Genomic DNA, 23,838 nt, shown 5'->3' with positions numbered 1-23,838 from the left:
TATGGCAAAGGTATTACTGTTAAACGGCAGTCCTCATACAAACGGCTGTACAGCCAGAGCACTGGAGGAGATGGTAAATGTCTTTTCACAAGAGGGAGTTGATACAGAGGTTATCCAGGTTGGCAATCAGGATATCCGCGGATGCGTATCCTGCGGTTTTTGTGAAAAGAATGGAAAATGTGTATTTAATGACCTTGTAAATGAGGTGGCAGAGAAGTTTAAGGATGCTGACGGCCTTGTTGTCGGAAGCCCTGTTTACTATGGCTCTCCAAACGGAACTATCCTTTCATTTATGGACAGGCTCTTTTACAGCACATCTTTCTCCAAGCATCTTAAGGTTGGGGCAGCAGTAACCAGCTGCAGAAGAGGCGGCAATACAGCAACCTTTGATGCGCTGAACAAATACTTCACCATCAGTGGCATGCCTGTTGCGTCCAGTACATACTGGAATCAGGTGCACGGCTTCTCAAGAGAAGATGTTGAGAAGGATCTTGAAGGCCTTCAGACCATGAGAAATCTGGCCAGGAACATGTCCTTTATGATCAAGGCATTTGCTGATGCAAAAGAGAAATATGGCGAGCCTTTAGTGGAGAGAAACTTCTTCACAAGCTTCCCTGATGGCAAGTAATAACAGAGGCAAGGCATGGGAAATGAAAACGGAACCTGGATAATGTATGGTGTTAACTGGAATGATCCGGAATGCCTGCACACTGTCCGGGATGCGATCAACTACATAAATGAGACAGGCTTTTTACCGCTGTTTAAAAATGATATTCCGGGATTCTCGCTGGAGGAGCGCACTGTACCGGACTATTGGTGGTGCGGAGATCCGGAGGTTGATCCCTGGGAGTGGAGAGAGCTTATCGCACGAAGCACAGAGGTTGCCTATGGCAAGTTCTTTGATAAGAAAGCGGGCTTTATCTCCAAAGAGTGGCTTCCGTATTTTGCAAATCACAGGCGCGACGGTTATGACTTTGATGCCCTATGGGACGATGAGAAGGCTTCAAGGCGCCAGAAGAAGATCATGGATGTACTTGAGCTTGAACAGGAGATATATTCCAATGAGCTTAAGGCGCGCGCCGGCTTTGGCAAGGGCGGAGAGAAGGGTTTTGACGGAACGATAACCGACCTTCAGATGAAGACCTATCTCTGCGTTCGGGACTTCAGGCAGAGAAGGAACAAGAAGGGCGAGCTCTATGGCTGGCCTATAGCGGTCTACACCAAGCCTGAGATTTTATGGGGATATGATCATGTTACATCGGCTTATAAAGAGTCATCTGCCGACTCCGGAGCGCGCATTGCAGAACACATGAAAGACATTTATCCGATCGCCACTTCCGCGCAGATGAAAAAGGTCCTAGGCGTTAGTTAAAAAGACAAAGCAAAGAGCTGTCATTCCAGAACGGTATGACAGCTCTTTTTAAGAATTTGGGATTTATGACTGTATGTTAAGACATCTTTGAAACATGCTCAAACTTAGCTACCATGTCATCATCAGGAGCAGGTGTAAGAAGACTTACAACCACGATCACGATGATCGCAACAAGGAAAGCAGGAGCAAGTTCATAGAGGTTCCAAACACCACCGAGAGGTCTTACCAGATACTTCCAGACAAATACCATGACACCACCTGAAATCATTCCGGCAATTGCTCCGAACTTGTTAGCTCTTTTCCAGTAGAGAGACAGGATCATAGCCGGGCCGAATACTGCGCCGAAGCCTGCCCAGGCAAAGGATACGATACCAAATACTGAGCTGTTGGGATTCCATGCGATAACAACACCAAATACGGCAACAGCGATAAGAGTAATTCTTGCAGTCAGCATAGCTGCGCGCTCGGAGAGCTTAATACCAAGGGTATCCTGAACGATGTTCTCAGATACTGCAGAAGATGCAGCGATGAGCTGTGAGTCTGCAGTCGACATGGTTGATGCAAGGATACCTGCGATGATGATACCTGCTATAAGAGCAAAGAGGAAGTTGTACTGGCTGATCTGATTAGCAAGAACAACGATAAGTGTCTCTGCCTTTGATGAGCTGGTTGGATCTTCGATGAGTGATTCAAGAGCGCCGGTCTCAGTCATAGCTCTTCCGATAACACCGAGGATAACGGCAACACCAAGTGAGAATACAACCCATACGGATGCGATCCTTCTTGAGAGCTTAAGCTCTGATGACTTTCTGACAGCCATGAATCTCAGCAGGATATGAGGCATTCCGAAATATCCAAGTCCCCAGCAGAACATTGTTACTTTGTTAAAGAAGCCGTAGGAGTCAGCTGCACCTGTGGCATTGTTGTAGGTTGCACTTACATTGAGGAATCCGGGAAGATTCTTTACATTTTCCGAAACTGCTGAAACGCCGCCGGCTGCGTTGATACCAAAGCATACAACGAAGGCAAGGGCAGCAGTCATAACTATCGACTGGATAAAGTCTGTCTTGGAAGCAGCAAGGAATCCGCCGGTTGTTGTGTAGCCCACGATGATGACTGCGGATACGATCATTGCCAGCTGATAGTTAACGCCGAACAGCGATGAAAAGAGCTTACCGCAGGCAGAGAATCCTGATGCTGTATAAGGTACGAAGAATATAAGGATAAATGCAGCGCCGATGCAAAGGATTACATTGCTCTTGTCATTGAAGCGCTTTTTAAAGTAATCAGGGATGGTTATGGCATCCAGAGACTCTGTGTAGTTACGAAGCCTCTTTGCGGTAAAGAGCCAGTTGAGATAGGTTCCGACGATAAGACCGAAAGCTGTCCAGCCTGCGTCGGCAATACCTGAAAAGTAAGCAAGTCCGGGAACTCCCATAAGAAGGTAAGAGCTCATGTCGGAAGCCTCTGCACTCATGGCAGTGACGAAGGGACCGAGCTTTCTTCCGCCCAGATAAAAGTCTTTGACGTCGTTGGTATCCTTGGAACTCACAAAGCCCACAAGAAGCATTCCACAGAGATACACAAGAATTGAGATGATAATTCCAATTTGTGATGATGTCATGTTGTTTCCCCTTTCTTTTTTCATACATGTTTCACTTCACCATGTTAACACATTAAAGAGGTAAATAAAACTACAAATTGTATAATATCTTCATTTATTAAAAAAGATTTCTTCAGTATAATGGGTTGTGGCTGAAAATTGAAAATAAAAAAGGAATAATTACAGTGAACGATAAGATAAAGAGAAAACAATTCATACTATGCTTTGCAGTCTTTTTGACAAACGGAATGCTGGCGCTGTCCATCGGCTCCCTTCTGCCTTTTTTGAGAGATGCTCATGGGCTTGACTATGCATTTTGCGGACTTATAGTAAGCCTTCACTCCGTGGGAAATCTCTTTTCAAGCTTCTTCTCCGGAGCGCTTCCTATGCTTATAGGAAGGAAAAAGAGTATTCTCCTCTTCGAGATCTTTTTCCCATTGTCATTTCTCATAATGCTCTTTGGAGGAAACAGATTTCTTCTGGCATTTGCTTTCTTCGCAACGGGAGTTGCAAGAGGCGCATCAAGTAACTACTGCAACACCAAGATAAACTCAATAGCAACAGGAATGGCCTGGGCTCTTAACTGCCTCCATGCCTGCTTTGCTGTCGGAGCCTTCGCATTTCCGCTGATCCTTATGATGATCACAAGGACTCAGAGCACTAACTGGGTTTATGCCTGCATCTTCCTGGTGGTTTTGGGTGTCCTTACCTGCGTTATGTACTACATGATCCCTGAGGATCAGGATGAGGTAAAAGAGCTTGACCAAAAGAAAGAGAAAAAAGCCGGCAATACTTTTGGGTTTTTCAGTGAACCCATATTTTACATTGTCACAGCTACACTGTTTTTCTATCTCTGCGCTGAGCAGGGAGTAATCGGCTGGATGATCACCTATTTTAAGGATACAGGTCTTTTGCCTCCAAACCTTGCACAGAGCACAGCCAGCATCCTATGGATAATGATACTGTGCGGAAGACTGACGACAGCCTTCCTTTCTACCAAAGTCAGAAAAGAAAATCTTCTGCCGGCCATGGGCATCGGAATTGTGCTCTTCTTCATCGTGCTTATCATGTCCAGATCAACGACTCCTATCGTTATAGGGATCATGGGCTTTGGCTTTTCCATGGCAGGAATTTACGCAACCACAGTGTCTTTTGCCGGAGAACTCATCAAGAAATACAGCCTTGCCTGGAGCTTCATTTTGACAACAGCCAGTTTCGGGTCTATAATCATGCCTTCTATAGTTGGTTTTATCGCCGATGATTTTGGCATCGCAACAGGAGTCGGAAGCATTGCGATAGCTCTTTTCATCGACATGATCTTCATCATGATATTAGTAAGAAAAGTAAAGAAGGGTATCAACATAAAATGAACATTATCATTGCGAACATAATAGATTTCGTGGCTGCCATAGTCCAGGTAGGATCCGGCGCCATCAAGAAAAAGAGCAGGATTCTTATTGTGCAGACCATCCAGCTCCTTATGCAGGCTGTGAGCATGCTCCTTCTCGGGGGAGTGACAGGCGCTGTCAGCAACGTCCTTTCCTGCTTCAGGAATTTCCTGTGCTACAAGGACAAGCTGAATCTTGCGTGGAAGATAATTCTTATAGTTGCATCCATAGGATTTACCATCGCCCTCAATGACCAGGGATTTCTTGGAATTATTCCGGCAGCAGTCTGCACCGTCTATATTATATTTATGGATATCAAGGACCCTGTTAAGTTTAAGCTCCTTGTGACACTTTCATTTGTGCCCTGGGCGATCTATCACTTTGTCCTGAAGTCCTATACCGGTGCTGCTTTCGATGCTCTTACAGTTGTAACCAGCACAGTCACACTCATCAAAATGATCATGGACTCCAGGAAAGAAAAAGCAAAAAAGGCTGAAGATATACAATAAGAAAGGAAGGACTTTCGTCCTTCCCTTATTTTTGTGTATGTATGAAAAAGAAATGTTAATCGTCAATGTCAAAATCTACGATCTGTCCTGTTGAAACTTCGATATCGTAATTGTATTCAATAAATCCCTTGTGGAATTCTACTTCCCAAACTTCCATTCCATCATCATAATCTTTCTTAACTATAGGAAACTGCACTTCGCTCTGCTTGTATCCTGCATGTGTGAGTGCTATCTGAAGAGCCTGATCCTTTGTAACAGGGCCTGTGAAAGTCTGTGTTGTTGTAGGAGTTGTAGTTGTGGTATATACCGGAGCGTATTTCTTTCCGTCTCTTCCTTGTCCACTGTGACATGGACGTGCTGCAAATGCTGTCATGGGTAATGCCGTAACTGCTATAGCTACTGTTGCCATAAGTGTTGCTGCTCTTGTGATCATAGTCTTCTTCATAATTTTATTCTCCTTTATGTGCTATTTTTATTTGCTTCTCTGAAGCGTTGTTGTCTTTTGATAGGTTAAGAATAACAAAACTAAAATCACAAAACTGTCACACTACCTTAAAAGTAATTCGTCTGCCCCATCAAATGGGTTTTATGCTATACTATATTAGTGATAATTTTGCATCTAATGTCCAATACGTTGGGGGAAGAGGACTAGAAATATGGCTGGTAAGAACAGAGTAAAACTAAAGGGGAGACTTAAGTCTTATTTTCGCGTCTTTACATATCTTGGAATCCTGCTGGCGCTGGTCAATCTGGCGGTGTTTACTGTCAGTATCACTGCCGGTCTGATTCTTCTTGCGTTCACAGGACTTTATTTCATTGCGGTTTTATATATGCATTTCTACAGCAAGCCCATCATTATGAATGAGCTTGTCAGCTTTGCTACGGAGTACGGTCAGATCCAGAAGAAGCTCCTGAGGGAACTGGACCTTGCCCATGCTGTACTTGATGACACCGGCAAGGTTGTCTGGACCAACTCGGCGTTTGAGAAGATCGTTCATCAGGAGAGAGGATACAGAAAGTCTATAACATCTCTTTTCCCGACTATCACGGTAGATAAGTTCCCGGTTGGTTATGAGGAGCTCTCCTACGAACTCGAATACGAGAACAGTAACTACACCATGAAGCTCAAGAGGATCTCGTTAAAAGAGATGGCGACCAACAGCGACATCATTGATGCCGAGGGGTACGACGGAAGTCTTATAGCTGTTTATCTGTTTGATGAGACAGCACTTAAGCTGGCAATTCAGGAAGTAGATAATCAGTCACTGGCAGCAGGACTTATTTATCTTGATAACTACGAAGAGGCGCTGGACAGCGTAGAGGAAGTAAGAAGATCTCTTTTGACAGCTCTTATCGACCGTAAGATCAACAAGTATATCGCTTCCTGTAACGGTATTACCAAGAAGATTGAGAAGGATAAGTACTTCGTTGTAATGCCCAAGAAGTCATGTGAGCTTTTGAGGGAACAGCGATTTGATATCTTAGAGGATGTAAAGACCGTCAATATCGGTAATGAGATGGCAGTTACCTTGAGTATCGGTATCGGTCTTAACGGACTCTCCTATGCGCAGAATTACGAGTTTGCAAGAAACGCCATCGACGTTGCTCTCGGCCGAGGCGGAGACCAGGCGGTTGTCAAGACTGCGGACAGCATCTCCTACTACGGAGGCAAGAGTCAGCAGATCGAGAAGAGTACAAGGGTTAAGGCAAGAGTTAAAGCTCACGCCCTTCGAGAGATCATTTCAGGCAAAGACGATGTCATCGTAATGGGACACAGAATGGGTGATGTGGACAGCTTCGGATCCTCCGTTGGTATCTACAGAATTGCCAAGACTCTGGACAAGAAGTGTCACATCGTTTTGAACGATGTCACAACTTCCATGCAGCCACTGGTTGACCTGTTTAAGTCTAATCCCGAGTACGAGGATGACATGATCATATCCAATCAGCAGGCCATTGATATGGCAGGCAACAACACGGTTCTTGTGGTAGTTGATGTTAATAAGCCCAGCATTACCGAGTGCCCTGAGCTTCTTAGATTCTGCAAGACCATAGTTGTTCTCGATCACCACAGGCAGGGTGCAGAGGTTATAGAGAATGCCACTCTTTCCTATGTTGAGCCATATGCTTCATCAGCTTGTGAGATGGTATCAGAGATCCTTCAGTACATCGGTGACAACGTCAAGATCCATGCAGAAGAGGCTGACAGTCTCTACTCAGGCATCATGGTAGACACCAATAACTTCATGAACAAGACCGGTGTCAGAACCTTTGAGGCAGCAGCGTTCCTTCGCAGAAACGGCGCAGACGTAACAAGAGTAAGAAAGCTCTTCAGAGAGGACGTAGGCGAGTACAAGGCCAAGGCTGACGCAGTAAGCCAGGCAGAGATCTACAAGGGCAGATTTGCAATATCGGTTCTTACCAATGACGATATTTCAAGCCCGACCATCGTTGGCGCTCAGGCAGCCAATGAACTTTTGAACATCAAGGGCGTAAGAGCCAGCTTTGTATGCACTGACTACCAGAATCAGGTATATGTCAGCGCCAGATCCATCGATGAAGTCAATGTACAGGTTATCATGGAGAAGCTCGGCGGAGGCGGCCACATGAGCAGTGCCGGATGCCAGATGGAAGGCGTCTCAGTCAACGAGGCCATTGCCACACTTAAGAAGACACTTGATAAAATGCTAGAAGAAGGAGAATTGTAATATAATGCAGGTTATTTTATTAGAGGACGTAAAGAGTTTAGGAAAAAAGGGCGAAGTCGTTAAGGTAAGCGACGGATACGCCAAGAATATGCTTATCCCCAAGAAGCTGGGAGTAGAGGCTACTCAGAAGAACCTCAACGAGCTCAAGAACCAGCAGAAGAGGGATTCAATCGTTGCCAAACAGCAGCTTGACGAAGCCAAGGCTTACGGTGAGAAGATTGCTGAGAAGACAGTTCAGCTTACAATGAAGGCCGGTGAAGGCGGAAGAGTATTCGGTTCTGTTTCGTCAAAAGAGATCGTGACAGCCGCCAAGCAGCAGTTCGGATTTGACATTGATAAGAAGAAACTTCAGATGCCTGAGCCCATCAAGGCTTTCGGCACCTATGAGATACCCGTTAAGCTTCATCCACAGGTTACAACCACTTTGAAGGTTCAGGTAAAGGAACAGTAATATGCAGGAAGAGACCATTCTGAAAAGAGTGGCACCAAACAGCCTTGAAGCTGAGCAGTCCGTTGTGGGCGCCATGCTTCTTGACAGGGAAGCCATTCACGTAGCATCTGAGATAATAACGGCAGATGACTTCTATAACAAACAACTTGGAATACTGTTCCAGACCATGGAGGAGATCGAGGCTGACGGAAGAGTGGTGGATGTTGTCACACTTCAGGACAGACTAAGGGACAAGAACGTATCGGCGCAGACCAGCAGCGCAGAGTATCTGGCAAGCCTTGTTGATGCCGTTCCCACCTCAGCCAACGTCAAGTACTACGCTCAGATCGTTGCTGAGAAGTCCACACTCAGAAAGCTCATCCACGTCAGCGAAGATACCATCAACAACTGCTACAACAATGCAGATGACATGGAAGGGATCCTCAATGATGCTGAAAAGAGCGTATTCCAGATAACACAAAAGAGAAACACCGGAGAGTTCGTTGCCATCGACAAGATCGTTATGAACGCTCTGGACAGAATAGAGAAAGCCAGCAAGACCACAGGAAACGTAACGGGTCACGCCACCGGCTTTACTGATCTTGATTATGACACAGCAGGCTTCCAGCCTTCGGATCTTATACTTATCGCAGCCAGACCCTCAATGGGTAAGACGGCTTTTGTTCTTAACATCGCTGAGCACATGGCTTTCCATGACGATAAGTGTGTTGCTATCTTCTCACTCGAGATGAGTAAGGAGCAGCTGGTAAACCGTCTGTTGTCCATGGAGTCCCACGTTGATTCACAGCACATCCGTACCGGTAACATGTCAGACATGGACTGGGAGAACCTCATCGAGAGCGCTGATGTAGTGGGAAAGAGCAGACTTATCATCGACGATACTCCCGGTATCTCGATCCAGGAGCTCCGTTCAAAGTGCAGAAAGTACAAGATGGAGTTTGGCCTTCAGGTAATCATGATCGACTACCTACAGCTCATGACAGGAGGAACAGGAAGAAGTTCTGAATCAAGACAGCAGGAGATTTCAGACATTTCACGTGCCCTTAAGGCACTTGCCAGAGAACTTAACGTTCCTGTTGTTGCACTCTCACAGCTATCCCGTGCGGTTGAGCAAAGACCCGATCACAGACCCATGCTTTCAGACCTTCGTGAGTCCGGAGCTATCGAGCAGGATGCGGATATGGTAATGTTTATCTACAGAGATGACTACTACAATAAAGACACCGAGAAGAAGGGCGTTGCTGACATCATTATCGCCAAGCAGAGAAACGGCCCAATCGGAACGGTAGAACTTATGTGGCTTCCACAGTTCACGAAGTTTGCCAATCTGGAGAAGGGTAGATAAGTTCATGGTTGAGCCAAGCACTCGAAAATGCTACGCATTTTCTCGTTCATCTGGCTTCGCCAAATAAAACAATAAAAAAAGACGGTATGCCAAGTATACTTGGCAACCGTCTTTTGTTATTGTTTTGCTTGGGCTCAACCCTGAGAAATAGCTGAAACAGGGCACTGAGCAGCACATGATCCGCAATCGATACATGTGTCAGCGTCGATAACGTACTGTGTGTCTCCCTGAGAAATAGCTGAAACAGGGCACTGAGCAGCGCATGATCCGCAGCTGATGCAACCATCACTAATAACGTATGCCATAATAAATTCTCCTTCCATAAATAAAAAAGTTACTACTAATGTGTAGCATAACAAAGCGGCTTAGCCATACCTGCCTTTGTTACTTATTTATCATAATATAGAAAAAGTGATTAATCAATAACAATAACGAAAACTTTTATCAGATTAATTGATAAAAATATTATAAATTGGCTGACAATCTTTTATAAAAATGGTACTATGGAAGACGGCAGAATACGTGCATTTCATCCGTACACAGCTGTTTTCTATGGGAGGAAAAAGAGTGTGGACGGTGTTTTTGCGCGTTTTTGATTCTAATCAAGTTTTTACAACACTTATTGTCGTATACTGACAATTGTGTAAAAAGCCAAGAACTCACAATATAATAAGGTAGGAGGAATTAAAATGGCAAGAAACATGAAAACCATGGACGGTAACGAAGCTGCTGCATATGCTTCATATGCATTCACTGAAGTTGCCGCTATGTACCCAATCACACCATCATCTGTTATGCCTGAGCATGTAGATGAGTGGGCAACAGCCGGAAAGAAGAACATTTTCGGCCGTACAGTTCAGATTACTGAGATGCAGTCTGAGGCTGGTGCAGCAGGTGCTGTACACGGATCACTGGTAGTAGGTGCTCTTACATCTACATACACAGCTTCTCAGGGACTTCTTCTTATGATCCCTGATATCTACAAGGTAGCTGGTGAGAGACTTCCAGGCGTATTCAACGTATCAGCTCGTTGCGTAGCTTCTCACGCTCTTAACATCTTCGGTGATCACTCTGACGTATATGCTTGCCGCCAGACTGGTGCTGCTATGCTCTGCGATTCTAGTGTACAGGAGGTTATGGACTTAACACCTGTTGCTTACTGCGCAGCAATCGAAGGCAGAATTCCTTTTATTAACTTCTTTGATGGATTCCGTACTTCACACGAGATTCAGAAGATCGAAGTATGGGATTATAAGGATCTCGATGAGATGGTTAACCATGAAGCAATCGATGCTTTCAAGGCTGGCGCTCTCAATCCTAATCATCCTTGTCAGATGGGCTCAGCTCAGAACCCTGATATCTTCTTCCAGACAAGAGAAGCTTGTAACACAGGTTACAACGAGCTTCCTGCAATTGTTCAGAAGTACATGGACAAGGTTAATGCTAAGATTGGTACAGATTACAAGCTCTTCAACTACTACGGCGATCCTAACGCAGAGGTAGTTATCGTAGCTATGGGTTCTGTAAACGATACAATCGAAGAGACAATCGATTACCTTGAGAAGCAGGGCAAGAAGGTTGGTGTTGTAAAGGTTAGACTTTACAGACCTTTCTCAGCTAAGGCTCTTGTTGATGCTATCCCTGATTCAGTTAAGAGAATCGAAGTTCTCGACAGAACTAAGGAGCCCGGTTCATACCGTGAGCCTCTTGCTCTTGATGTTATCGCAGCTCTTAAGGGAACAAAGTTTGAGTCAGTTCCTGTATTCTGCGGACGTTACGGCCTTGGTTCAAAGGATACAACTCCTGCTCAGATCGTTGCTGTATTCAACAACGATACTAAGGAAGAGTTCACAATCGGTATCGAAGATGATGTAACAAATCTTTCACTTGATGCCGGTGCACCTCTCGTTACAACACCTGAGGGAACAACAAACTGCAAGTTCTGGGGTCTTGGTGCTGACGGTACTGTTGGTGCTAACAAGAACTCCATCAAGATCATTGGTGATAACACAGACATGTATGCTCAGGCATACTTCGATTATGACTCTAAGAAGTCAGGCGGTGTTACAATGTCTCACCTTAGATTTGGTAAGAAGCCTATCAAGTCAACTTACCTCATCAAGAAGGCAGACTTCGTAGCTTGCCACAATCCTTCATACATCCGCAAGTTCAACATGGTTCAGGAGCTTGTTGATGGAGGATCATTCCTTCTTAACTGCCCTTGGACAGTAGATCAGCTTGAGACTGAGATCCCCGGCCAGGTTAAGAAGTTCATGTATGACCACAAGATCAACTTCTACATCATGAACGGTTCTAAGATCGGTGTTGAGGTTGGAATGGGACCTACAAGAATTAACACAATTCTTCAGTCAGCATTCTTCAATATCACAAAGATCATTCCTGAGGAAGACGCTATCAAGTTCATGAAGGACGCTGCTCAGAAGACATACGGCCGTAAGGGTGAAGATGTTGTTAAGAAGAACTGGGATGCTATCGATGCCGGTGCAGATCCTAAGAACCTTATCAAGGTAGAGATTCCTGAGTCATGGGCTAATGCACAGGATGAGGGTCTTGAGTTCAAGAAGGCAGAAGGATCAAGAAAGGATGTTATCGACTTCGTTAACAACATCCAGTCAAAGGTTAACGCTCAGGAAGGTAACACTCTTAAGGTTTCAGAGGTTCTTCCTTACGTTGCAGGTGATACACCTTCAGGATCAGCTGCATACGAGAAGAGAGGTATTGCAGTAAATGTTCCTAAGTGGAATGCTGAGAAGTGCGTACAGTGTGGCTTCTGCTCACTCGTATGTCCTCACGCTGCAATCCGTACAGTTGCTCTTACAGACGACGAAGTTGCTAAGGCTCCTGCAGGTCTTGAGACCAAGGACCTTAACGGCGTTCCAGGATACAAGTTCTCAGTTGTTATCTCTGCTCTTGATTGTACAGGTTGCGGATCTTGCGCAAATGTATGTCTTGGAAACAAGCAGGGTGAGACCCTTAAGATGGGTGCTATTGCAGACAACAAGGACGAGCAGGTTTACTTCGATTATGCAGTAACTCTTCCTATCAAGGATGAAGTTGTTGAGAAGCTTAAAGAGACATCTATCAGAGGCTCACAGTTCAAGCAGCCTCTCCTTGAGTTCTCAGGCGCATGTGCTGGTTGTGGTGAGACACCTTACGTTAAACTTGTTACTCAGCTATTTGGTGAGAGAATGTACGTTGCAAACGCTACAGGATGTACATCAATCTGGGGTAACTCTTCACCTTCAACACCTTACACAGTAAATGCTAAGGGACAGGGTCCTGCATGGGATAACTCACTGTTCGAGGATAATGCTGAGTTTGGTATGGGTATGGTACTCGCTCAGAACGCTCTCCGTGATGCAATCAAGGAGAAGGTTGAGGAGATCGTTGCTGCAGGCGGCGCTGCTAAGGATGCTGCTCAGAAGTGGCTCGATACATTCTCAAACGGTGCTGAGAACTTCGCTGCTACAGATGCTCTTGTTGAGGCTCTTGCAGGCGATAACTCAGACGCAGCTAAGTACGTTCTTAAGAACAAAGACTTTGCAGCTAAGAAGTCACAGTGGATCTTCGGTGGTGACGGATGGGCATTCGATATCGGATTCGGTGGTCTCGATCACGTACTTGCTTCCGGTAAGGATGTAAACGTACTCGTTGTAAACACTGAGGTTTACTCAAATACAGGCGGACAGTCATCTAAGGCTACACCTACAGGTGCTGTTGCACAGTTCGCTGCAGGCGGAAAAGAGATCAAGCAGAAGGATCTTGCTTCTATCGCAATGAGCTATGGTTATGTATATGTTGCACAGATCGCTATGGGTGCTAACATGCAGCAGACCATCAACGCAATCAAAGAGGCAGAGGCTTATCCGGGACCTTCACTTATCATCGCTTATGCTCCTTGTATCAACCAGGGTCTTAAGGCCGGCATGAACAAGGTTATGGATGAGGAGAAGAAGGCTGTAGCTACAGGATACTGGGATATGTTCAGATTCAATCCTCAGGCAGAGAACAAGTTCACACTTGATTCCAAGCCTGCTACAGAGGACTTCCAGAGCTTCCTTGATGGTGAGGTTAGATACCTTTCACTTAAGCTCAAGAATCCTGAGAGAGCTGCTAAGCTCAATGCAGCTGCTGCAGAGCACGCTAAGGAGCACAGAGCTTATCTTGAGAAGCTGGTTGCTCTTTACGGAAAAGATTGATCTTTCGATCATCTGAGAGTTAAACAGATATAATAAAAGCCCCATGGCCGATGGCCATGGGGCTTTTTTATATACATCGTTAAATTTTTGAAAGAGTCTGCACTGCGTTATCCTTGATAACTACAGTGAAGTGCTCAGCCAGATAGTGCTCATCTGCTGTATTGCCAATCTCTGTCTGACCGTACTCGGTAAGAAGAGAGCAGATGTTTGCAAATACTGCACTGTCTATGTCACCCTGATGAAGTATCAGGTAGTACTTACCTTTTGCTTCGTTCTTGTAGAGAGTATTTACTCCACAGAACTTGCGATTAACTATTGCTGCGAATTTAGTAACCTCGTGAAGGGAATTGAATGAGAAGATTCTTGATCCCTTTCTGCTTGGAACACCCTTTTTCTTAGGTCCGGATGTTTTCTCTTTGACCTTCTTGGAATCTGACTGTGATCCGAAAGGAGTATCGATGAAGTCGCTCATGTTGCTGTGCTGAAGTCTCTTGAAAAGACTCATCACATCCTCTTCATCATCCTCTTCTTCCTCGTCATACTCGTAGTCTTCATCCTCATCGTCCTCATCCTCGTCCTCTTCATGAACGGAAGGAGCGAAATTGGAGAACCTGGTATCAAGTTCATCCGGATCCTCTACCTTGGTTATTATAAGGACAATACATTCTGAGTTGATGGGAATGGCCTCGATCATAAGTGGAGTATCTTCGGCGTCAAATCCAAACTCTATATTTGCCTGCTGCATCATGTCCTGGAAAAGCTCTTTTGCCTTGTCCGTTCCATATGCAAGCTCAGTAATCTTGAGGTCTCTCTTCGCAAGGTCATCTCTGGTAAGTGTACATCTGATCTGGTGATCGTTTACTTTTTCAATCTTCATGATGCATACCTCCTCTCCTGACTTTGGAATACATAGATATTAAGTGCTTAAATATACTATGTCAATAGGTATATCGTCATTTTCATGGTAAAAACCTACCATCTACATAAAATCTTAAGAATTCTACAAAAAATCTTAAGAAATTTCGACGGTAAATCTTAAGATTTTGCTGTTATCATTGTTTCTTGTGAGGCGCTCCTGCGAGACTTAAGTCCGGAAAGGAGGCGTGATAGGGAAATTTTAAACTTCTATTTTTCTTTTTTCTTACCAATGCGGTAAGATGTCTTAGTAGTTTCAAATATGATTCCCCTAAGAACAAACAACAAACAAAATTCAGACAAACAAAATCTTTTATTTCTACTTAAATTATACCATATTTTGTACGAGTCAAAATATGTAGCGGAAGGATTTGTGGTTGGGCGCTTCTAAATATTAAAATATGTCAACATCAAAAACGGGTATCTGAACTGTTCACTTGAGGAATTTATCACGTGTATTGCCTTTTGGGAATCTGGTATCCGAATGGCGAAAGGAAAATCCATAATAACAATCAACCTTTACAAAATGGACCCCACCATGCACACTAAGGCAGTTTTAACATAGATTGTTAACAGGATAGGAGTACTTTCATTAATGACGTAAACTTAATAGTCTGTTATAATATAGGGCGATTGTAAAGGAGCTAGGATATGAAGAAAAAGATACTTCCGGCGATTATTATAATCGTCCTTATTTTTATTTTTGCAGGTATTTACGTGGGTCAGGAGATGCTCAAGAAGTACTCCTACAGCACAGAGAAGGCTGATCTTGAGGCCTATTTCGGAGTAGAGGGAGATAATGACGTTCCGATTATTTTAGGCAATGAGAAGATTGAAGAGCACGCTAAGCTCTTTGACGGCTACTACTACATGGATTTTGCTTCTGTTCAGAAGTATCTCAACGACAGATTTTATTACGGAGTAGAGGATGGAACACTTCTCTACACAACACCCACAGCGGTTATTACAAATGTCATCGGCACAAGCGCCTGGTCCGACAGCGATGGAGGAAGCTCTGAAGAGAGCTATGTTATCTCAAGGCTCGAGGGAGAGACTCTCTATATTGCTCTTGATTATGTAAAGAAATACGCAAACTTCTATTATGAAGGTTTTGATAACCCAAATCACTTACAGCTCACCACAAGCTGGGAGGATGAAGAGGTTGCTACCATCTCCAAGAACACTCAGATTCGCTTAAGAGGCGGAGTAAAGAGTGAAGTCCTTGAGGAAGTGAAAAAGGGTGATCAGGTAATCGTTCTCGAGGAGCTTGAGAACTGGACCAAGGTTAAGAGCGCAGAGTCCTTCATCGGTTATGTCGAGAACAAGAGACTTAAGGATAAGACCACAAAGAGCCCTATCCCTGTTGAGGATTATGTAGAGCCTGAATTTACAGGAATCTCCAAGGATGGCATGGTCAACCTGGGCTTCCATAACATCGGAGGCGTAGCAGGTAATGATACCATAACTGATGTTTTATCAAACGTTAAGAGCCTCAATGTTCTTTGCCCAACATGGCTTGCAGTAACAGATAATGATGGAACGATCAGAAGCTTTGCGACATCTTCTTATGTCAACACTGCCCATGACAAGGGCATTGATGTGTGGGTGCTTCTTGATAACTTCACAGGAGGAAGCGAGGTTTCATCACACGAGTTCTTATCACATGCATCCAGCAGAGCAGCCATCATCAGCAAGGCGGTTGAGGAGACACAGGCAGTCGGAGCAGACGGCATCAACCTTGACTTTGAGCTTATTGCAACAGAGGATGGTCAGTCCTTTGTTCAGTTCATGAGAGAGCTGTCCATCGCCTGCAGAAAGGCAGGGCTTGTTTTCTCAGTAGATAACTATGTACCTATGAATTTCAACGATCACTATGATCTTGAGGAACAAGGGATTTTCGCTGATTATGTTATCATCATGGGATATGATGAGCACTACGGCGGATCTCAGGAGGCAGGTTCCGTTGCGTCTCTTAAATATGTAGAGAACGGTATTATCAAGACTCTTGAGGATGTACCGGCCGAGAAGGTCATCAACGCAGTTCCTTTCTACACCAGAATCTGGCGCACCACAGACGGCAAGGTTTCAAGCGAAGCTGTTGCCATGAAGACTGCCAAGGAATTCATTGCAAACCACAACATCGATATGCAGTGGAATGCAGAGGCAGGACAGAACTACGGCGAATACACACAGGACGGAACCCTGGTTCAGATTTGGATGGAAGATGAGACAAGTCTCGGACAGAAGATCGACTCCATGAGAGCCAACAATATCGCAGGAATCGCAGAGTGGTCACTTGGCATGGAATCCCCTGAAGTATGGGATCTCATCGCTTCATATGTAGGTGGCTGATAAGAATTATGAATACAGAGCTTTATAAGATAGACGAACACAATATTGATGCTGCGGCAAAAGAGATCTTGAGAAAGGCCGGAGATATAATAAAAGAAGGCGGGCTTGTTGCTTTCCCCACCGAGACGGTTTATGGTCTTGGCGGAGATGCCTTAAATCCCGAGTCTTCAAAGAAGATCTACGCAGCTAAGGGAAGACCTTCCGACAACCCCCTGATAGTCCACGTGGCGACCATGGAAGATGTGGAGGCAATAGTGGATGAGGTGCCAGAGGCAGCTTACAAGCTGGCAGAGGCCTATTGGCCCGGACCCATTACCATGATAATGAACAAGAACGAGAAGGTCCCCCACGAGACCACAGGAGGCCTTGATACTGTAGCAATCCGTATGCCAAACAATGAGATTGCCCTTGAGCTTATAAGACAGTCCGGTGGATATATCGCAGCACCCAGTGCAAATACATCAGGACGTCCAAGTCCCACCCTCGCTAGATACTGCGTAGAAGATCTCTCAGGTAAGATTGAGATGATCATCGACGGTGGCCAGGTTGGCATAGGTCTTGAGTCAACCATTGTGGATCTCACATCAGAGGAGCCCATGATACTTCGCCCCGGGTACATCACTCAGGATATGTTAAAAGAGGTGTTGGGAGAAGTTACAATTGACAGGACCATTATAGATGCAGCTTCGACAGAGAAGCCCAAGGCTCCCGGAATGAAATACAGACACTACGCTCCAAAGGGAAGCCTTACAATAGTTCAGGGGAGCCAGGAGGAAGTAGTGGACTATATAAATGCCAAGGCAAAAGAGGCTATGGCAGAGGGCAAGAGAGTCGGCATCATCGGAACAGACGCAACCAGTACTCTCTACAGCGCAGACGTCATTAAGAGTGTAGGCAACAGAGAAGACGAAGCTACCATCGCCCACGAGCTCTTTAAGGTCCTCAGGGAATTTGATGATGAGAATATTGATATCATGTTCTCAGAGTCTTTTGACGAGAGCGGAATCGGCCAGGCAATAATGAATAGGCTTTTGAAGGCCGCAGGCCATAATGTTATAATACTATAAGTGGAAGGAAGAAGAGAGAAATGATAGCTATTGCAAGTGATCACGGCGGATTTGATCTTAAGGAATCAGTTAAGAAGCACCTTACTGAGAGAGGGTTTGAGGTCAAGGATTTCGGAACTTATGACAAGAATTCCTGCGACTATCCTGACTTCGGAAGGGCAGCAGCAGAGGCTGTAGCTTCAGGCGAGTGCGAGAAGGGAATCGTTATCTGCACAACGGGTATCGGAATCTCAATCGTAGCCAACAAGGTTCCCGGAATCAGATGCGCTCTTTGCAGCGAGACAACAACAGCAAGACTTACAAGAGAGCACAACGATGCCAACGTTCTTGCCATGGGCGGCGGAATGACAGGCGAGCTCCTTGGTAATGAGATCGTAGATGTTTTCCTGGATACTCCTTTTTCGGGCCTTGAGAAGCATGCAAGAAGAATATCCAAGATAGAAAAATAATAATTTTAATCAGGAGGATGCGTATGAGCAAAGTAGTAATTATGGATCATCCTTTGATCCAGCACAAGATTGGATTTATCAGAAGAACAACAACAGGAACAAGAGATTTCAGAGAGACCATCAGCGAGATCGCTATGCTGATCTGCTATGAGGCAACAAGAGATCTTAAGCTTCAGGATGTAGAGGTAGAGACTCCTATCTGCAGGACAACAGTTAAGGAGCTTAAGGGCAGAAAGCTCTGCGTAGTTCCTATCCTTCGTGCAGGACTTGGTATGGTAGACGGAATGCTTACACTTATTCCTACAGCCAAGGTTGGTCACATCGGTCTTTACAGAGATCCCGAGACCTTAAAGCCTGTAGAGTACTACTGCAAGATGCCTGCAGATGTTTCCGAGAGAGAGATCTTCGTAGTTGACCCTATGCTGGCAACAGGCGGATCATCAGTAGCAGCTATCCAGATGCTCAAGGACAGAGGATGCAAGCACATCCACTTCATGTGCATCATCGCAGCTCCTGAGGGACTTAAGGCTATGCAGGAAGCACATCCTGATGTAGACATTTACGTTGGAGCGCTTGACGAGCATCTTAACGAGCATGGATACATCGTTCCGGGTCTTGGAGATGCAGGAGACAGAATTTTCGGAACAAAATAATAGTAGGATTGTAGCAAATATGGGGGGAGATCATATGAAGCGTGAAGACTACATTTCCTGGGATGAATATTTCATGGGTGTTGCAAAGCTTGCAGCCATGCGTTCCAAGGACCCTAACACTCAGGTTGGAAGCTGCATTGTAAGCGAAGATAACAACATCCTTTCCATGGGATATAACGGCTTTCCCAAGGGCTGTTCTGATGAGGAGTTTCCATGGGACAGAGAAAGCGATGATGAGCTTTGCACCAAGTATCCGTACGTTACCCACAGCGAGCTTAACGCCATCTTAAACTACCGCGGCGGAAGTCTTGTGGGTGCCAAGATTTATGTATCTCTTTTCCCGTGTAATGAATGTGCCAAGGCTATAATACAGTCCGGCATTAAAACGGTTGTATATGACGATGACAAATACAGCCAGACACCGTCAACAAGGGCATCCAAGAAGATGTTCGACGCTGCCGGTGTGAGATATTATCAGTACACAAGAAGCGGAAGGGCCATCAAGATCACTATCTGACACCATGAATCACAGGAAGAGCTTTTTTGCAAAAGACAATTTCATAGCCGGAGTTCTTTTGAAGACGACAGCTCTTTTCTGTGCGGTCATCATGCTCTTTGTAAGCATGCCAATAACTGCAGGTGCCACGGATTCTACCAAGCAGCAGCTTGAGAATGCCAAGAAGGCCAAGGAGCAGACTCAGGGTCAGCTCGAGGATACCAAGGATGACATTGCCGAGATGAATGAGGAGAAATCCTCACTTCAGGGGCAGCTGAACAACTTGAACTCTCAGCTGACTGAGGTCAGTAACAATCTTGAGTCTTTGGAAGAGCAGATCGGCGATAAGGAAACCGAGATCGAGAATACCCTGGCTGAGCTGGAAGCAGCAAAGAACATTGAAGAAGAACAGTATGCTTCCATGAAGAAGCGTATTCAGTTCATGTATGAGAAGCAGAATAACATGATGCTGGGAATGTTCTTCGGAGCCAACAATTTCGCGGATTTCCTTAACAAGAACAACTATATCGAACAGCTTTCGGCCTACGACCGCAAGATGTTTAATGAATATGTTGAGACCAGGCAGCTCATCGAGGAAAAAGAGGCTGTTCTGGAGCAGGAAAGAGAGCAGATTGAGGATTATAAGGTCAAGGAACAGGCCGAGCAGAGCAGAGTTTCAGGCCTTGTAAATCAGACCTCCGGATCTATCAAGCAATATGCCAACGATATCTCAGATGCCGAAGCCAAGGCCCAGGCACTTGAGGATCAGATAAAGGCGCAGGAAGCGGACATCAAAAAGCTTGAGGCCAAGCTTGCCGAAGAGATGAGAATGTCCAGACTTGCCAAGAACTCCACCTGGAGAAATATTTCGGAAGTTACCTTTGCCGAGGGAGACAGATATCTTTTGGCAAACCTGATATACTGTGAGGCCGGGTCAGAACCCTACGATGGTATGCTGGCTGTTGGCGCAGTTGTTATCAACAGAGTATTATCTTCAGTTTATCCGGATACAGTGGTGGGAGTTATTTATCAGAACAAGCAGTTTTCACCGGCATCAAGCGGAAGGCTTGCACTGGCACTTGCCGATGGAAAAGCAACAGCAGCCTGTTACCAGGCTGCCGATGAAGCAATGAAAGGTTATTCGAATGTAGGCAACTGCGTATATTTCAGAACGCCGGTGCCGGGACTTTCAGGAATCAACATTGGTGGGCATGTATTCTACTGATCTTTGCCCTCAGCTTTTATAAGTTCTTCAATAGGGGCCGCAAGTGGCTCTATACCATCTGTATAGATTTCATTCAGGAGCCTGTTCAGAGAGAGCAGGCTCTTTTTAAGAAGAGTCTCATCAATGAGGCGCTTCTCAAAGGCCTCGGACAGCTCGTCCAGGTCCACAACCCTGATCTTACCTGAGGGGTAAACAACAACGTCAGCAAGAAGGTCTATGATATGAAGCTCGTTTTTGGCTTCGTTTAGCTCATAGTCAACCACGTCGAAGTACCAGAAGAGAAGTTCGCCGTCTCTTTTTAAAAACTTGCTGATCCTGTAGCCTCTGTCCAGGTAAAAACAGGAATAGCCATCAGAAAAATCGCGGCGCTCCTTGATCACGTGCCACTTGGTCACGATCATGGAATCCGTCCGCTTTAGAATAATATCATCCTTAAGTTCCACGCATTCATCCGGGATGAAGCGCCTGCGAAATAGCGTTAAATTATTCATACAAAAATAATATACTAGCGAAAATTGAAAGTCAATTATGCAGGATAAATCGATTAGACTAACAATATTAAAAACAATCTACTTCATAGTAGTTCTTGTCATAGCGATGCTTGTCGTAAGTCACTTCTCCAATGGGGACAATGCAGATATGTCTGCCCCCATGTCTGAGGCCACACTTCCCATGGTGACTCTTGTCAGTGGGGACAGAGAGGTAAATCCTCTTCACGGCTACACTTCAGAGATTGATCTTAGCTATCTGCGTGGCACTATAATGCCAATCGGGGCAGCAAGGGATGTTCACTACAAGGTAAATACTTTCGGAAACAAGGTCTGGAATCTGGGCTTTGAAGTAAGGAGCATAGATGGCAAGAGCCTTGTCGAGAACACAGAGATCACGGATTACAAGGAAAACGCTGATTACATCGAAGGCTCTTTTGTCCTGAAAGACCTTATAAACCCGGGCCAGGAGTACATGCTTGTTATCCTCATGGACACTGAGATCGGAAAGGCCAGATACTACTCAAGGTTTGTCTGGACCGAGGATGATTCCAAGTACTACATGGATGAGGAGCTGGATTTTGTTCTTGGATTTTCTGAGGCGACCTTCAGTAAGACGGAGGCCCAGGAGTATACCAAGTATCTTGAATCCAACGGCGATGGCGACAACACTACATTTAACAAGGTGAACATTCACTCGAGCTTTAACCAGGTGACCTGGGGAGATATGACGGTTACAAAGCATACAGAGCCGGAGGTTTTTGTTAAGGACCTTCATGGACAGACCGGCATCTACGAGCTCATGTACAGGGTTAACATCAAGGATGGTACGGCCAGCAGGCTCTACAACGTGACGGAGTGCTACAGGGTAAGATATACGTCGGACAGAATGTACCTTCTCAACTTTGAGAGGACCATGAATTATGTGTTTGATTCATCTTCTTATGCGCTTGGAACCAATACTATCGCAATGAATATTTCAAGTCCTAACCTTCAGCTGGTGGAGAGCAGCGGTGGAAGTGCCTTTGCCTTTGTCAGTGAGAACAGGCTTTACATGTTCAATAACTCAGAGAGTAAGCTCGCTTACCTCTTTGGCTTCTACGATACAAATAACGATGACCCAAGGACCAGATGGCAGGATCATTCCATCAAGATCTTGAAGGTGGATGAGGCAGGAAACGTAAGGTTTGCTGTTGCAGGTTATATGAACCGCGGAATCCATGAGGGTGCTGTGGGAATCGCAGTCTATGACTATGATTCGGCTATGAATTCAGTGGAGGAGCAGGCGTTTGTAGAGAGCGTTCAGTCTGCGGAGATCCTTTGTAACTACGTTTCGAACATAGCCTACGCAAGCAGCGCAGATATCTTTTACGTAATGCTGGATCAGAATATTTACGCCATAGACCTGCTTGGCAAGTCAGCCAGTCTCGTGGCTCAGAACATCGGAGCAGGTGAGTACAAGATCTCAAGGTCTGAAAGCACCATAGCATGGCAGAGCGATCTAAAGAGCCTTAAGCTCATGAACCTCAGCAACAGAGTGGAGTCGGAGATAAAGGCCGATCCGGGAGATCACATAATCCTGCTGGGCTTTATGGGAGAGGATCTTGTGTATGGTTTGTGCCATGCATCGGACGTTGGCGTTGATACAATGGGCAATCCTCTTTATGCGATGTACAACATAAGGATTGGTGACCTTGATGGAAACATCCTTGAAAACTACCATCCAAGCGACATTTATGTGACAGGTGTGTCAATCGGAGAGAATCAGATTAAGCTCACCAGAGTTGTAAAGGATGAATCCGGTGAGAATTATATTTCAACATACGACGATCAGATAACCAGCACACTTAAACCGGAGACCGGAAGCAATCTGGTAACAGTTGTTTCTGTAGATGTATTTGAGAAAATTGTTCAGATTACAACAAAGAGTGACATTAAGTCCAAACAGCTAAGAGTTCTTACACCTAATCAGACGCTGTTTGAGGGCAGCAGAAATGTTAAGCCCGATATAGAAAGAGATACCAAGGAAAAGCCCTTCTACTATGTATATGGCATGGATGGAATCAGGGCTATCTATACCAATCCGGCCGATGCGGTCAAGCTTGCAAACGATGCGCCGGGCATGGTTGTAGGCGATGACAATGATTATGTATGGCTCAAGGGAAATCTCCTTCGCTCAAACCAGAACATGACCATAACAAGAACCGCCGAGAGCTACGAGGGTATGGATGAGATCAGTTCAACTGCTGTCTGCATCGATCTGATGCTCAGGTATGAGGGCATCAACAGGAATGTTCAGTCACTTCTTGATGAGGGCGAGAGCGTAGTCAGCATCTTAAAGAGCTCGCTCCCAGATGCCCAGATATTGGAACTGGATGGTTGTCCGCTGTCAGCTATGTTATACTATGTCAATCAGGACATACCGGTTCTGGCAATGTTAAATGACGGATCATCGATGCTGGTGATCGGTTTCAATGACCTCAACACGGTGCTTATGAATCCGCAGACTGGTCAGGTTTATAAGTATGGAATGAATGATTCGGACAAGCTCTTTTCCGATAATGGCTACCATTTCATCACTTATATAAAATGAAAGG

At 45.2% G+C, this 23,838-nt stretch carries 20 protein-coding genes; 15 read left to right on the top strand and 5 right to left on the bottom strand.

Annotated elements, in window-relative coordinates; all coding sequences use genetic code 11:
• The first annotated feature begins 1 nt into the window (after window position 1).
• Window positions 2–628, top strand: coding sequence for a flavodoxin family protein (locus tag G633_RS0106855; protein ID WP_026519476.1), 627 nt, complete (start codon window positions 2–4; stop codon window positions 626–628).
• Between the two features lie 15 nt (window positions 629–643).
• On the top strand, window positions 644–1,372 hold the full coding sequence (locus G633_RS0106850) for an AlkZ-related protein (RefSeq protein ID WP_026519475.1): 729 nt from the start codon (window positions 644–646) through the stop codon (window positions 1,370–1,372).
• A gap of 76 nt (window positions 1,373–1,448) precedes the next feature.
• Here the strand turns inward: G633_RS0106850 and G633_RS0106845 are convergent, their stop codons facing one another.
• Entirely contained in the window at window positions 1,449–2,996 is a 1,548-nt protein-coding gene (locus tag G633_RS0106845; RefSeq protein WP_026519474.1) for a sodium/proline symporter, read from the bottom strand.
• A gap of 164 nt (window positions 2,997–3,160) precedes the next feature.
• On the opposite strand from G633_RS0106845, the gene G633_RS0106840 reads away from it, so the two are divergent.
• Window positions 3,161–4,345, top strand: a complete 1,185-nt coding sequence (locus tag G633_RS0106840; protein WP_242826735.1) for an MFS transporter — start codon at window positions 3,161–3,163, stop codon at window positions 4,343–4,345.
• Window positions 4,342–4,872, top strand: a complete 531-nt coding sequence (locus tag G633_RS0106835; protein WP_022770739.1) for a YgjV family protein — start codon at window positions 4,342–4,344, stop codon at window positions 4,870–4,872. Before G633_RS0106840 ends, G633_RS0106835 begins: the two co-directional genes overlap by 4 nt.
• Before the next feature lie 55 nt (window positions 4,873–4,927).
• Here G633_RS0106835 and G633_RS19190 read toward each other — a convergent pair whose 3' ends face one another.
• Window positions 4,928–5,317 carry a PepSY domain-containing protein gene (locus tag G633_RS19190; protein WP_026512671.1) on the bottom strand — a complete coding sequence of 130 codons (390 nt, stop codon included), beginning with the start codon at window positions 5,315–5,317 and terminating at the stop codon, window positions 4,928–4,930.
• A gap of 211 nt (window positions 5,318–5,528) precedes the next feature.
• Between G633_RS19190 and G633_RS0106825 the strand changes: the two genes are divergently transcribed.
• From G633_RS0106825 to dnaB, 3 genes are read left to right on the top strand one after another with little or no spacing between them, the layout of a single operon-like run.
• Window positions 5,529–7,580 (top strand): DHH family phosphoesterase, encoded by a 2,052-nt coding sequence (locus G633_RS0106825; protein WP_022770740.1) that lies wholly within the window; start codon window positions 5,529–5,531, stop codon window positions 7,578–7,580.
• Window positions 7,581–7,584: 4 nt separating this feature from the next.
• Entirely contained in the window at window positions 7,585–8,031 is a 447-nt protein-coding gene (gene rplI / locus G633_RS0106820) for a 50S ribosomal protein L9 (protein WP_022770741.1), read from the top strand.
• A gap of 1 nt (window position 8,032) precedes the next feature.
• Window positions 8,033–9,376: a replicative DNA helicase gene (gene dnaB / locus G633_RS0106815; RefSeq protein WP_022770742.1), complete on the top strand. Its 1,344-nt coding sequence runs from the start codon at window positions 8,033–8,035 to the stop codon at window positions 9,374–9,376.
• Window positions 9,377–9,510: 134 nt separating this feature from the next.
• Here the strand turns inward: dnaB and G633_RS0106810 are convergent, their stop codons facing one another.
• Window positions 9,511–9,681, bottom strand: a complete 171-nt coding sequence (locus G633_RS0106810; protein WP_022766260.1) for a DUF362 domain-containing protein — start codon at window positions 9,679–9,681, stop codon at window positions 9,511–9,513.
• Between the two features lie 384 nt (window positions 9,682–10,065).
• Between G633_RS0106810 and nifJ the strand changes: the two genes are divergently transcribed.
• Window positions 10,066–13,596 (top strand): pyruvate:ferredoxin (flavodoxin) oxidoreductase, encoded by a 3,531-nt coding sequence (nifJ, locus tag G633_RS0106805; protein ID WP_026519473.1) that lies wholly within the window; start codon window positions 10,066–10,068, stop codon window positions 13,594–13,596.
• Window positions 13,597–13,675: 79 nt separating this feature from the next.
• On the opposite strand, the gene G633_RS0106800 is transcribed toward nifJ, so the two are convergent.
• Window positions 13,676–14,473: an adaptor protein MecA gene (locus tag G633_RS0106800; RefSeq protein WP_022770744.1), complete on the bottom strand. Its 798-nt coding sequence runs from the start codon at window positions 14,471–14,473 to the stop codon at window positions 13,676–13,678.
• Window positions 14,474–15,162: 689 nt separating this feature from the next.
• On the opposite strand from G633_RS0106800, the gene G633_RS0106795 reads away from it, so the two are divergent.
• The 6 genes from G633_RS0106795 to G633_RS0106770 are packed head-to-tail and all read left to right on the top strand — an operon-like array spanning window position 15,163 to window position 20,753.
• Window positions 15,163–16,863 (top strand): glycosyl hydrolase family 18 protein, encoded by a 1,701-nt coding sequence (locus G633_RS0106795; protein ID WP_026519472.1) that lies wholly within the window; start codon window positions 15,163–15,165, stop codon window positions 16,861–16,863.
• An 8-nt stretch (window positions 16,864–16,871) separates the two neighbouring features.
• Complete coding sequence (locus G633_RS0106790; RefSeq protein WP_026519471.1) at window positions 16,872–17,930, top strand: L-threonylcarbamoyladenylate synthase; 1,059 nt, start codon at window positions 16,872–16,874, stop codon at window positions 17,928–17,930.
• A gap of 20 nt (window positions 17,931–17,950) precedes the next feature.
• Entirely contained in the window at window positions 17,951–18,379 is a 429-nt protein-coding gene (gene rpiB / locus G633_RS0106785; RefSeq protein WP_022770747.1) for a ribose 5-phosphate isomerase B, read from the top strand.
• Between the two features lie 23 nt (window positions 18,380–18,402).
• Window positions 18,403–19,032 carry a uracil phosphoribosyltransferase gene (gene upp, locus G633_RS0106780; protein WP_026519470.1) on the top strand — a complete coding sequence of 210 codons (630 nt, stop codon included), beginning with the start codon at window positions 18,403–18,405 and terminating at the stop codon, window positions 19,030–19,032.
• 34 nt (window positions 19,033–19,066) lie between these two features.
• Entirely contained in the window at window positions 19,067–19,549 is a 483-nt protein-coding gene (locus G633_RS0106775) for a deoxycytidylate deaminase (RefSeq protein WP_022770749.1), read from the top strand.
• A gap of 4 nt (window positions 19,550–19,553) precedes the next feature.
• Window positions 19,554–20,753 (top strand): cell wall hydrolase, encoded by a 1,200-nt coding sequence (locus G633_RS0106770; RefSeq protein WP_081664707.1) that lies wholly within the window; start codon window positions 19,554–19,556, stop codon window positions 20,751–20,753.
• Here G633_RS0106770 and G633_RS0106765 read toward each other — a convergent pair.
• Window positions 20,747–21,196: a DUF402 domain-containing protein gene (locus G633_RS0106765; protein ID WP_242838842.1), complete on the bottom strand. Its 450-nt coding sequence runs from the start codon at window positions 21,194–21,196 to the stop codon at window positions 20,747–20,749. The two genes, G633_RS0106770 and G633_RS0106765, sit on opposite strands and share 7 nt — an antisense overlap.
• A gap of 85 nt (window positions 21,197–21,281) precedes the next feature.
• Here G633_RS0106765 and G633_RS0106760 point away from each other — a divergent pair, with 85 nt between their 5' ends.
• Window positions 21,282–23,834: a hypothetical protein gene (locus tag G633_RS0106760; protein ID WP_051200020.1), complete on the top strand. Its 2,553-nt coding sequence runs from the start codon at window positions 21,282–21,284 to the stop codon at window positions 23,832–23,834.
• Window positions 23,835–23,838 lie beyond the last annotated feature (4 nt).

It is taken from the genome of Butyrivibrio sp. FCS006 (assembly GCF_000424525.1).
Classification (GTDB): Bacteria; Bacillota; Clostridia; order Lachnospirales; family Lachnospiraceae; genus Butyrivibrio.
The sequence above is the reverse complement of the archived record's forward strand: the minus strand, read 5'-3'. Positions and strand labels throughout refer to the sequence as shown.